Here is a 10484-nt window from a genome sequence, read left to right on the forward strand (position 1 = left end):
TCCCGAAACTGCCGTTCGACGACGCGCTGCTACTCACCTTGGGCTGAGAGACGGATAGTGACAATCGGCCCTCTCGCACCCGGTTGATTGATCGCTACATTCGAATTCTGCCCCGGGGGGAATCTGGAGAGTAGAGGGCGTGGGGGAATGAGGCTGCGAAAAGGTGTTCTGCTCGTGATCATGCTCGGAGCGGCGCCGATCAACTCCTGGGTCGCAACGCCGGCGTGGGCGGATTGCACGAACGCGGGAGCGGCAACCGTCTGCGCACAGGGTGAAGTGCGTGGCGGCGGACCAACCGCTCCCGTGGCGGGACCGGTTTACCCGTCCTACTGCGCCGATCCCTGGTACTGCGACGACAACTGGGGGGTGGATGTGATCCTGCCCTTGCCGCCGCGTCCGATTCGACCGGGCGGACCCGGCGGGGGTCTCGGCGGCGGGGGCGGTATCGGACCCCGCTGACCCTTTTGGACAGTCCGCATCAGAGAAGACCAAAGGAGTGAATCATGTTCTTCCGAAGCTTGATCGGTGCCGGTGCGATGGCCGCCGCGATGCTCACCGGTACCGCCGCTGCCGCTTCCGCGGATCCGCCCAATTGCAGCGCGGCCGATCTTGCCGGAGTGATGTCCGGAGTGAACGCAGGAATGTGGGGTTATCTGTTCACCCATCCCGAGGTGAACGCATTCTTCACCAGCCTCAAAGGGAAGTCCCGCGAGGAAATGCGTTCCGCGATCGTGGCTTACACGCAGGCGCACCCTCAAACGCAGGCCGAGCTTAAGGCGATCAGACAGCCTGCCGCCGATTTCCGGGACCGTTGCGATGCACCCGTTCCGGACATGCCCACAGGATAGGTGTTCCGTCGGAATCCCTCTCCGCCAGAGCTTTTCATTCGCGGAGCCTTTCAGCGCGGTGATCTTTCAGTTCAGCGGCCGCCCGACCGGGATGAGGTACAGCGGGATCTCTTGGGGGGACAGTCGCAGCGTGGCGGCCAGGCCCGCGTCGTCGAAGGCGCCGATCGTCACCGCCCCCAGGCCCATCGCCGCGGCGGCCAGCAGCAGGTTCTGGGCGGCGTGTCCGGCCTCCATCCACATGTAGCGGATCCCCCGTTCGGCGTACTTGCCGGTGATCCGGGCGGGCACCCCGGTGAAGATGAACATGGCGTAGGCGTTCGCGGCCTCGGTGCCCGAAACGGCCTCGCTCACGGCAGCCTTGGCCTGCGGGTCGGCGCGCACCTCCACCGATGCGGTGGCGGGGACATAGCGCAGCACCTCCTGAGGTGTGACGACGTAGGTTTCCAACGGATACAGCGCCCCGGCTGACGGCACTGTCCGCGCCCCCGACGGGGCGGAGACCCCCTGGGCCGACCACAGCAGCGCCGCCAACTCACGGTTGCTCAGTGGGTCCCCGGACAGATCCCGAACCGACCCGCGCCGGCTCATGGAGTCGAGCAACTCGGCCTCGCCCAGTTCGTCGGCAGGCCCGAGGAAGCGCACCGAGTCATGCGTCCACGGCGGCGGTTCCCCTGCCGGCGCCGACTGATTGGCGGTCGGCGCCGGTTCGGTCCGGCTCGCGCACCCACCGGTCAGGACGGCCAGCACAACGGCGATGTACACCGCCCGACGGGGCCCCATGGGTCCATTAGGCCACCGCCGTGGCCCCGACGCCAGGAGGCATGGTTGCCGGGGGTGCCCGCCGTCGGGACTATGGGGTAAGAGAGGAGGCCGCATGCCTCGAGCGCGCCGACGCTCCGACGCCTGGGTCGCGACGGGTCTGGCCATCGGCACCTGCGCCGGAGTCGCCGGCCTGATCGCGGTGCGGGCCGCCGAAACCCCGCCAGACGAGAACAAACGTGCCGAGTTGGACAGCTACGCCGAGCAACTGACCACCGAGGCGGCTCGCCTGCAGGCCTACCGGCGGGAGTTGCGCCGGGTCGCCGCCGAACTCAGCCAGGGCGAGAAGGCCGACCTGGACGTCGCGCGCCGCATCGCCGAGGAAACCCGCCCGCCCGGCTCGACCGATCCCCCGAACCGGCTCGACCGCGACACCGCCACCTACAGCAGCTAGCAATGCGGCGGGCACAGCGACGAGGCCGGGCCATGGGCAGCGATCTGCACGTCCTCGTCTGGGCGCCCGGGGCGGTGGCAGAGCGGCTGGCCGACCTGGCGGTGCGACGGATCGACCTGCTGGAGGCGTGCTGGTCGCGGTTCCGCCCCGACAGCGAGCTCAATCGGCTCAACGCCCGGGCCGGTCGCGGCCCGAGCGCGGTCAGCGAGGACCTGCACCGGCTGGTCACGGCCTGCGCGCGGGCGTACCGCTGGAGTGCCGGGGATGTCGACGCCAGCGTTTTGGCCTCGATGCTGGCCCTGGGATACCGCGACGATTTTGCCGCGGTGCTGATGGCGCTGCCCGCCGACCTGCCCCCCCGTCGGGCACCCGGATTGTCCGGTGTGCAGATCGCCGAGCGCACGGTGAGCCTGCCCGCCGGGGTGGGACTGGACCCCGGTGCGGTGGGCAAGGGCCTGGCCGGGGACATCGTGACCGCGGAGATCCACGCCGCCGGGGCGCGGGCGGTGCTGGTGGGCCTCGGCGGTGACGTCGTCACCCGCGGTGTCCCCCCCGATACCGGGTCGTGGCGGATCTCGATGCGCGACGACCGGCACACCGGTTGCGGCGAGGTCCGGGTGATCGACGTGGCAGCCGGCTGTGGTGCGGTGGCGACGTCCTCGACGCTGCGGCGGCGCTGGGCGGGGCGACATCACGTGCTGGCGCCCCAGACCGGCCGGCCGGCCCACTCCGACACAGTGCAGGCAACCGTACTGGCCGACTGCGGGTGGCGGGCGGAGGCGGCCGCGACCGTCGCCCTGATCCGCGGTTCCGCCAGTGTGCCCTGGCTCGCCGAGCGGGGCTGTACCGCGTATCTGCTGGGCGCCGGGGTCGCCGGTGGAGTCACCGGTGGGTGAGGCCCTGGCCGGGGTGTCCTGGACCTGGGTGCTGATCCGGGCGACCGGGATCACCGCCTGGTGCACCCTGACGGCGGTCGTGGTCTGGGGTGTGGTCGCCGCGGCGCGCCGCACGCGCGGACACTCCGCTCCACGCGCCGTCGCACTGCACCGGCGGCTGGTCCCGGTGGCGCTGAGCATGCTGCTGATCCATATGGCACTGCTGCTGGTCGACACCTACGAACCGTTCACCCTGGTGCAGGTCCTGGTGCCGTTCACCGCGTCCTGGCGCACCGTGCCGGTGGCGCTGGGAACCGTCGCGTTCTGGCTGGCCGTCCCGGTCTGGCTGGTGGTCCGGATGCGCGGCCCCCGCAGCCGTCGCTGGTTTCCGCGTGCCCACCAATGTGCCTATGCCGCATGGCCGTTGGCCACCGGGCACTACGTTCTGGCCGGTACGGATGCGCTGAGCCCATGGTCGCTGGCGATCATCTTCGGCGGTACCGCAGCGGTGGTGATCGCGCTACTCGGGCGGGCGCGGGCATCGTTGACGAGTCGGGAGTCCCGCGTCCCGGCCCACGGGCGGTAGATCCGGCTGGTCATATCGCCCGAGCCCGGCGTCGGATCGCAGTACCATCAGCGCATCGCCGTCATCCCGCCCCAGAAACAGATGACCGGGATGCTCGGCCACCCGGTGGCCGAGAACCCGATCGACCGCATGTTCGACGCTGTCTACGCCCATTACGGCCTGCACTGGCAGTTCTGGAAGTCCGACATCGCCTGCGAGCAGGATCTCGCCGGGGCCGTCGCAGCCCTGCGGCCCCTGGGGTATCGGGGAATGGCCATCACCGTCCCCTATAAGGTCGCGGTGATCCCGCTGCTCGATGAGGTCGACGACGACGTCCGGGCAATCGGCGCCGCCAACTACCTCACCATCGAGCAGGGCCGGCTGATCGGCCACAACAATGACGGCAAGGGCGTTGTCCGGGCGATCGAGAAGGTGGCACCACTGCGTGGGCAGCGCGTGGTGATGCTCGGTGCCGGAGGGGCCGGCCGGGCGATGGCGGTGGAGATGGCCTGGGCGGGTGCGGCCCACCTGACCCTGGTGACGCGCCGCGAGTCGCAGGGAACCGAAGTGGCCCAACGGGTTCGGCAGGCCGCCGGGGTCCCCTGCGACTGGCAACCCTGGGTTCAGCCCGTGCAGGTGCCGGCCGGCACCACCCTGCTGATGAACGCCACCCACCTCGGCTGCGCGCCGGAACTGGAACCCGTTCCGGTTCAATGGAATTCGGTCGATCCGGGGTGTGTCGTGGTCGATGTGATCACCAATCCTCGCATCACTCCTTTTCTGGCCACCGCCGGCGAACGCGGCTGCCCCGTCGTCGACGGGGTGGAGATGCTGGTGCAGCTGGCGATGCAGATCTTCCAGCAGTGGACCGGGATCACTCCCGACGAGGACGTCTTCCAGGCCGCGGTCGCCGAGGCCCTCGGCGAGGACGGCCAGTAGGGTCGCGTATCACCGGCGATATTGATTCCGTCGTTGATCCGGGTCGGCCTGCAGTGCCCTGGCCATCCGGTCAAGGATGGGGCGATGCTGGATCATTAAGTGGAAGGTGCAGGGCCGGGCGGGCGACTGGGCCGCCACCGAGACGGCCGACAACGTTTGGGCCAGCGACCATTTCGCCGTGGTGGCCGAGCTGAAGATGTGAACGATCAACACCGCCAACACCGGGCTGCGACCGGCCTGGACACCTGAGTTGCGCCGCATCCTCAGTGGGTCGGCGACTCGCTGGGATTCGGCCTGGGCCCGCTGCCCGTGACCTGGTGAGTCCGGCGAACGGCCACCTATAGTTGGCGGCATGCGCTTCGGACTGTTGATTCCCCAGGGCTGGCGAATCGACCTCGTCGGCATACCGGTGGAAGACCACTGGCCGGTCATGCTCGACGTCGCCCGGCACGCCGACTCCGGGCCGTGGGACTCGCTGTGGGTCTACGACCATTTCCACACCGTCCCGATGCCGACCGACGAGGCCACCCACGAGGCGTGGACGCTGATGGCGGCGCTGGCGGCGACGACCGAGCGGATCAAGCTCGGCCAGATGTGCACGGCGATGAGCTACCGCAACCCGGCCTATCTGGCCAAGGTCGCGGCCACCACCGACATCATCTCCGGCGGCCGGGTCCAGATGGGCATCGGCGGCGGCTGGTACGAGCACGAGTGGCGCGCCTACGGCTACGGTTTCCCCTCGGCGGGGGTGCGGCTGGCCCGACTCGACGAGGGCGTACAGATCATGCGCGACGCCTGGCGCGACGGCCGGGTCACCTTCGAGGGCAAGCATTATCAGGTCGATGGCGCGATCGTGGCTCCAAAGCCGTTGCAGCAGATCCCGCTATGGATCGCCGGCGGTGGGGAGAAGGTCACCCTGAAGATCGCCGCGAAATACGGGCAGTACACCAACTTCAGCGCCGACCACGAGGAGTTCGCCCGCAAGTCGGAGATACTGGCAGGACACTGCCGCGGGGTGGGCACCGACTACGACGCCATCGTCCGCTCGGCCAATGTCAACGCGGTCATCGGGACGTCGGAGGCCGACGTGGAGCAGCGGTTGCGGCGGATCCGCGACCGGATCGCCGGTGTCTGCGGGGACGGTGCCGCCGAGGCGATGATCGCCATGAACCGCGCACCCGGCAACGCCACCGGAACGCCCGACCAGGTGATCGAAACCCTCTCGGCGCTGCGGGATCTGGGATGTGAGTACGTGATCTGCTACTTCCCCGAAGCCGCCTACGACCGCTCGGGTATCGAGATGTTCGAGCGGGAGGTCATCCCCGCGCTGTCCGGGAGTGCCGACGCCTGAGTCATCCGCCGCCAGCCGGAAGGCTAATTGCCGCCCGGTATCAGGAACGGCAGCGCGGGGGCGCCATTCATGCCCGTGATCTCCGGTGTCAGGCCGCAGTTCCCCCCCGGGCTACAGTGGCGGTGTCGGCGAGATCGCAACGATTGGAGCGACGGGCGTGGAGAGCTTCGACTTTCGGGGGATGACGGTCGCCTACGAGCGCACCGGGCGCGGGGAGCCGGTGATCATGCTGCACAACGGCGGCGCGTCGCACGCCATCTGGGCCGACGTGGCGCGCCGGTTGGCCGACAAGTACGAGATCTTCGCCCTGGATCTGCTGGGATTCGGCGAGTCGGCCAAACCGGGTGCGGGCTACACCCTGGACAACTACGTCGCGATGCTCGAGGAGTTCATCGCAGTCCGCGGCTTGGGCCGGGTGAACCTGGTGGGCAACTGTATGGGATGCGCCATCTCGCTGGCGTTCACCGAGCGCCACCCCGATGCGGTGAAGGCTCTGGTGCTGTGCAACCCGCTGACCGAGTCGACGTTCCTGGGCGGATGGCTGGGACCGCTGCTCTGGCTGCGCGAGCGGCTGCCGACCGTCAACCGCGGGGTGTACCGGGTGCTCGCACAGGTCAGACTTCCGGGTGCCGTCGGGCCGGCGGCGACGCTGTTCCAGTTGGGTCCGCGCGGGCGCGCCCGCAAGGTGCACCGCAACTCCGAGGTCAGCGGCTGCTATTCGGCCACCGGCCAGCTGGAGTCGCTGCTTGGGGTGCTCGACGATCTGGAGAACTACGCGGCGATCGACAAACTCGTTCCGCGGCAAGGATTTCCACCGGTGTGCACCATCTGGGGCGCGAAGAACAAGATCGTCTCACCGGCGGCCGGCCGGCGGTTGAACGAGACCCTGCACCCCGCTCGGCAGGAACTGCTACCCGACTGCGGGCACCTGCTGATGATGGAGCGCCCCGACGAGGTCGCCGCCATCATCGACGGGTTCCTGCAGGAGACCGCGCCGGCGCGGGCCTGAGATGGGCGAGGTCTTCCCCGGCGACATCTTCAACCTGGCCGACATCGTGTTGCGGGTCGCGCGGGAAGATCCCGGGCGCGTCGCCGTCATCGACCTCGACGGCTGGGAGGGTCTGGGCGCGCGGCGCTACGTCCGGCACACCTACGCCGAACTGTCCGCGGACGTCGAGTCGGTGGCCGTGGGGCTGCGCGAGATGGGCATCGCCGAGCGGACCCGCGTCGTCTTCATGTCCCCGCCGAGCTACGAGACCTGCGTCATGGGCGTCGCACTCACCCGGGTGGGCGCGTTCACCATCTGGATCGACCCGGCGGTCGGCTATCGCAATGTGGCCGAACGGCTCAGCCAGGTCAAACCGGAGGCGTTCGTCGGCCCGGTGCTGGCCCACGTGGGTCGGATGACCTTCGGCTGGGGACCACGCAGCATGCGCAAGCTCATCGTCACCGCAAGCCCGATCGTGCCCGGCGGCCACAAGGTCACCGGCCTGCCGCCGTTTCCGGGGGCCCGCTCGATCCGGTCGCTGCGCAAGCCGGCGCCGGCGCAGCCGTCAGCACCCGCCGTCGGGCCAGATGATCCGTGCGCGGTCCTGTACACGACCGGCAGCACCGGTCCGGCCAAACCATCGCTGTACCCGCACCGCAATTTCTGCCAGGTGTTCCGCAACGCCCACCACAGTTGGGGCTTCGACCGGAACCCCGACGTTCCGGTCGATCTGGCCGTCTTCCCGGCGTTCCTGTTCATCCCGATCAGCGCCGGCGGCACCGTGGTGGTCCCGCCGATCGACTTCGCTCGGCAAGGCCCGGCCCAGGCGAACTCCGCCGCACTGATCCAGGTGATCAACGACTGCAAGGTCACATCCTTCTTCGCCGCACCGATCCTGATCGAGAACCTGGCCCGGGAAGCGTTGGCGCGCAACCTGACCATGCCGTCGCTGCAGCGGGTGATCGGAGCCGGGGCGCCGATCACCGGTCCGGTGGAACGGATGCTGGCGGCGGTCACCGGTCCGGACGCCGAACTGGCCGCCAATTACGGCGCCACCGAGGCCATGCCGTCCACCGAACTGAGCAGCCGGGAGCATCTCGACGGGCTGTGGTCCAAGACCGAGCAGGGCGCAGGTGTGTGCGTGGGACATCCGCTGCCCGGTGTGGAGCTTCGGATCATCGGCATCTTCGACGGAGTGATCGACTCGGTGGACCAGACGACCGCACCGGGCCCCGGGCAGGTGGGTGAAATCCTGGTGCGGGGCGCCCACGTCAGCCCCGAGTACTACCTCGACCCCGAGAGCACGGCCAAGAACAAGGTGCCCGACCCGACCGGCACCTGGCACCGGTTCGGCGACGTCGGATACCTCGACGCCGACGGCCGGCTGTGGGTGTGCGGCCGGGTGTCGCAGCGGGTGCGGGCCGAAGGCGGCGACGTGTTCCCGCTGCAGGTGGAGCCGCTGTTCGACGCCCATCCCCAGGTGCGACGATCCGGGCTGGTGGGGGTACCGGGGCCGGCCGGGGAGCTGCCCGTCCTGTGCGTGGAGCCGCAGCCCGGCGTGGGCAGGCATGAGCGGGCGCGTCTGCGCGGGGAACTGCTGGCACTGGCGGCCTCCTCGGAGGTGACCAAGCCCATTGACACCATCCTGTTCGCCCCCAAGCTGCCGGTGGATCCCCGGCACAACTCCAAGATCGAGCGCCCGAAGCTGGCGAAGTGGGCGGCCCGGCAGCTGTCTTGAGTCACAACCAGTCGAGGTCGCGTTCGGCGCACGCCGCCTCGGTGACGATGGCGGCCGTCGTCGCATCGTGAACGGCCCGGCGCTGGCCGCGGCGCCCCGCATATCGATTACCGAAGGCTGCGCGAAGACCTCGACCGTTCGCTCGACGCGGTTCAGCTGTACAACAGGTAACCCGCCCGGCTTGAGCGGAACTGGGCGGCCGCCCGGTCCCAATCAGCCAGCAGCGGCGCGAGCCGATCGGCGTCTACGGCCAGGCGCACCCGATCCGATCCGGTGAGCAGGTCGATCGACGGCCCCCAGGCGAAGTCCCCCGGATGCTGTTTGCGGATCGTGTCAATGAGCAGCAGCGCCGTACGCACCGGCCGGTACGCCTGCCGATCGGTGACGGACAACCGGATGGCCGGGATGGTCTGTCCCGGATATTTGGCGGCAGTGCCGGCGACCGGGACGGTGACGGCCTGGAAGGCGATGCCCGGCAAGCCCATCGCGTTCATCGTCGCGGCCACCGCCGCTGCATCCAGCCACGGCGCCCCGATCTGCTCGAAGGGCCGGTCGGTGCCGCGGCCCTCCGAGAGGTTGGTGCCCTCGAAGTACACCGTGCCGGGGTAGCTCGTCACGGCCGCCAGCGATCGAAGGTTCGGTGACGGGTTCACCCAGGGCAGACCCGTTTGGTCGAACCACTGCCCGCGGCGCCACCCCTGCACCGGAACGACGGTCAGGTCCGCCCCGATACCCTGCTGCCTGTTGAACAGCGTGGCCAGCTCGCCGACCGTCATGCCGTGCCGCGCGGGGATGGGGTACATGCCGATGAACGACGCGAAGGCCGGTTCCAGCAGGGCGCCTTCCACGATGTCGCCGCCGATCGGATTCGGCCGGTCCAGAACGACGAACGGGATGCCCTTGCTCGCCGCGGCCTGCATCGACAGCGCCATGGTCGACACGTAGGTCCAGGTGCGTCCGCCGACCTCCTGAAGGTCATAGACCAGGACGTCGACGTCCTTGAGCATCGCGGGAGTCGGGCGGTGACCTTGCGCCCCATAGAGCGAGTAGACCGGCACGCCGGTCTTGGCGTCGACGCCGTCACCGACCGTGACGCCTGCCTCGGCGGTGCCGCGGATACCGTGTTCGGGCGCCAGCAGGGCCACCAGTCTCAGGTCGTCGCTCTGGGCGATCAGATCGATGTCCGACCTGCCTGACCGGTCGATGCCGGTGTTGTTGGTGATCAGGCCGACCCGTTTGCCGCGCAACCCGGCCGGCACGTCACCGAGGAAGACCTCGATGCCCGGACGCACGCCAGCGGAGACCGGAGCCGCCGACACCGGTGTCGGCACGCCGCACAACAGCAGGACACACACCAGGAAAACGCTCAGCGTCAGCCGGTGGACGCAGCGTGCGACGGGCATTCGCGGATGATATCGGTAGGCCGGGCGGCGGGACCGGAGCCGACGCCAATGTTGCATCGGCGGCGTATGAACGGTGCAGCCAACAAACCGAGGAGCCGCGCAGTTGACGCGCCAAGAGTCATGCCGCCGTACCCACCGCAGGGTCAGTACCCACCGCCGAGTTCTCGCTGTGAGCGCGACGGCAGCTCTGGGCATGACGATCGTCGCGGGCGGCGCGGCGACAGCCAGCGCCATCAGCGCCGAACCGCTGTACCAGCTCATCGCAGCCGCTGATCGCATCGGGAGCGGTAGCGCGCATTACTCCGAGGCGACGACGTCAGCGTCAACCGCATCTATGTCGGTGTGCCCGAAATCGTCGCCCTTGAAGAGAAGCGGCTCACCGCTGACCTTCGACAGCGCGTAGGCGAAGCAATCGCCGTAGTTCAAACCGGCGCGATGCCGGCCCTTGCCGTAACGGCGGTAGGCGGACCGCGCCACCTCAGCCTGATCGGCGTCGACGGCGACAAGATCAACGCCGGCCCGATGCAGCCACAGGTCCAGTTCGCGTCCACCAGGCTCACCGAA

At 69.2% G+C, this 10484-nt stretch carries 12 protein-coding genes; 9 read left to right on the plus strand and 3 right to left on the minus strand.

All coding sequences use genetic code 11. The features are described 5' to 3' along the window. Nucleotides 1-147 precede the first annotated feature (147 nt). Together ADBZ5U_RS05060 and ADBZ5U_RS05065 are read left to right on the plus strand one after the other, a co-directional pair. The gene (locus ADBZ5U_RS05060; RefSeq protein WP_526263021.1) at nt 148-459 is read left to right on the plus strand and encodes a hypothetical protein; all 312 of its coding nucleotides are present in this window, start codon (nt 148-150) and stop codon (nt 457-459) included. A gap of 44 nt (nt 460-503) precedes the next feature. Beyond that, on the plus strand, nt 504-848 hold the full coding sequence (locus ADBZ5U_RS05065; RefSeq protein WP_526263023.1) for a hemophore-related protein: 345 nt from the start codon (nt 504-506) through the stop codon (nt 846-848). 66 nt (nt 849-914) lie between these two features. On the opposite strand, the gene ADBZ5U_RS05070 is transcribed toward ADBZ5U_RS05065, so the two are convergent. Then, nucleotides 915-1628 carry a SagB/ThcOx family dehydrogenase gene (locus ADBZ5U_RS05070; protein ID WP_526263025.1) on the minus strand — a complete coding sequence of 238 codons (714 nt, stop codon included), beginning with the start codon at nt 1626-1628 and terminating at the stop codon, nt 915-917. 94 nt (nt 1629-1722) lie between these two features. Between ADBZ5U_RS05070 and ADBZ5U_RS05075 the strand changes: the two genes are divergently transcribed. From ADBZ5U_RS05075 to ADBZ5U_RS05105, 7 genes are all read left to right on the plus strand, one after another. After that, the gene (locus tag ADBZ5U_RS05075; RefSeq protein ID WP_526263027.1) at nt 1723-2061 is read left to right on the plus strand and encodes a hypothetical protein; all 339 of its coding nucleotides are present in this window, start codon (nt 1723-1725) and stop codon (nt 2059-2061) included. Between the two features lie 32 nt (nt 2062-2093). Beyond that, complete coding sequence (locus ADBZ5U_RS05080) at nt 2094-2957, plus strand: FAD:protein FMN transferase (RefSeq protein WP_526263029.1); 864 nt, start codon at nt 2094-2096, stop codon at nt 2955-2957. Next, nucleotides 2950-3522 carry a hypothetical protein gene (locus ADBZ5U_RS05085; RefSeq protein WP_526263031.1) on the plus strand — a complete coding sequence of 191 codons (573 nt, stop codon included), beginning with the start codon at nt 2950-2952 and terminating at the stop codon, nt 3520-3522. Before ADBZ5U_RS05080 ends, ADBZ5U_RS05085 begins: the two co-directional genes overlap by 8 nt. Before the next feature lie 81 nt (nt 3523-3603). Continuing rightward, the gene (locus ADBZ5U_RS05090; protein WP_526263033.1) at nt 3604-4440 is read left to right on the plus strand and encodes a shikimate dehydrogenase family protein; all 837 of its coding nucleotides are present in this window, start codon (nt 3604-3606) and stop codon (nt 4438-4440) included. 352 nt (nt 4441-4792) lie between these two features. Then, nucleotides 4793-5791: an LLM class F420-dependent oxidoreductase gene (locus tag ADBZ5U_RS05095; RefSeq protein WP_526263035.1), complete on the plus strand. Its 999-nt coding sequence runs from the start codon at nt 4793-4795 to the stop codon at nt 5789-5791. Nucleotides 5792-5972: 181 nt separating this feature from the next. Continuing rightward, nucleotides 5973-6800 (plus strand): alpha/beta fold hydrolase, encoded by an 828-nt coding sequence (locus ADBZ5U_RS05100; RefSeq protein WP_526263037.1) that lies wholly within the window; start codon nt 5973-5975, stop codon nt 6798-6800. A gap of 1 nt (nt 6801) precedes the next feature. Further along, nucleotides 6802-8517: a fatty acid CoA ligase family protein gene (locus ADBZ5U_RS05105; RefSeq protein ID WP_526263039.1), complete on the plus strand. Its 1716-nt coding sequence runs from the start codon at nt 6802-6804 to the stop codon at nt 8515-8517. Between the two features lie 152 nt (nt 8518-8669). On the opposite strand, the gene ADBZ5U_RS05110 is transcribed toward ADBZ5U_RS05105, so the two are convergent. Beyond that, nucleotides 8670-9920 (minus strand): exo-beta-N-acetylmuramidase NamZ domain-containing protein, encoded by a 1251-nt coding sequence (locus ADBZ5U_RS05110; protein ID WP_526263041.1) that lies wholly within the window; start codon nt 9918-9920, stop codon nt 8670-8672. 297 nt (nt 9921-10217) lie between these two features. Then, the coding region (locus ADBZ5U_RS05115; RefSeq protein WP_526263043.1) for a type II toxin-antitoxin system VapC family toxin at nt 10218-10484 on the minus strand (267 nt) is incomplete at its 5' end.

This window comes from Mycobacterium sp., assembly GCF_040398885.1.
Taxonomy (GTDB): Bacteria; Actinomycetota; Actinomycetes; order Mycobacteriales; family Mycobacteriaceae; genus Mycobacterium.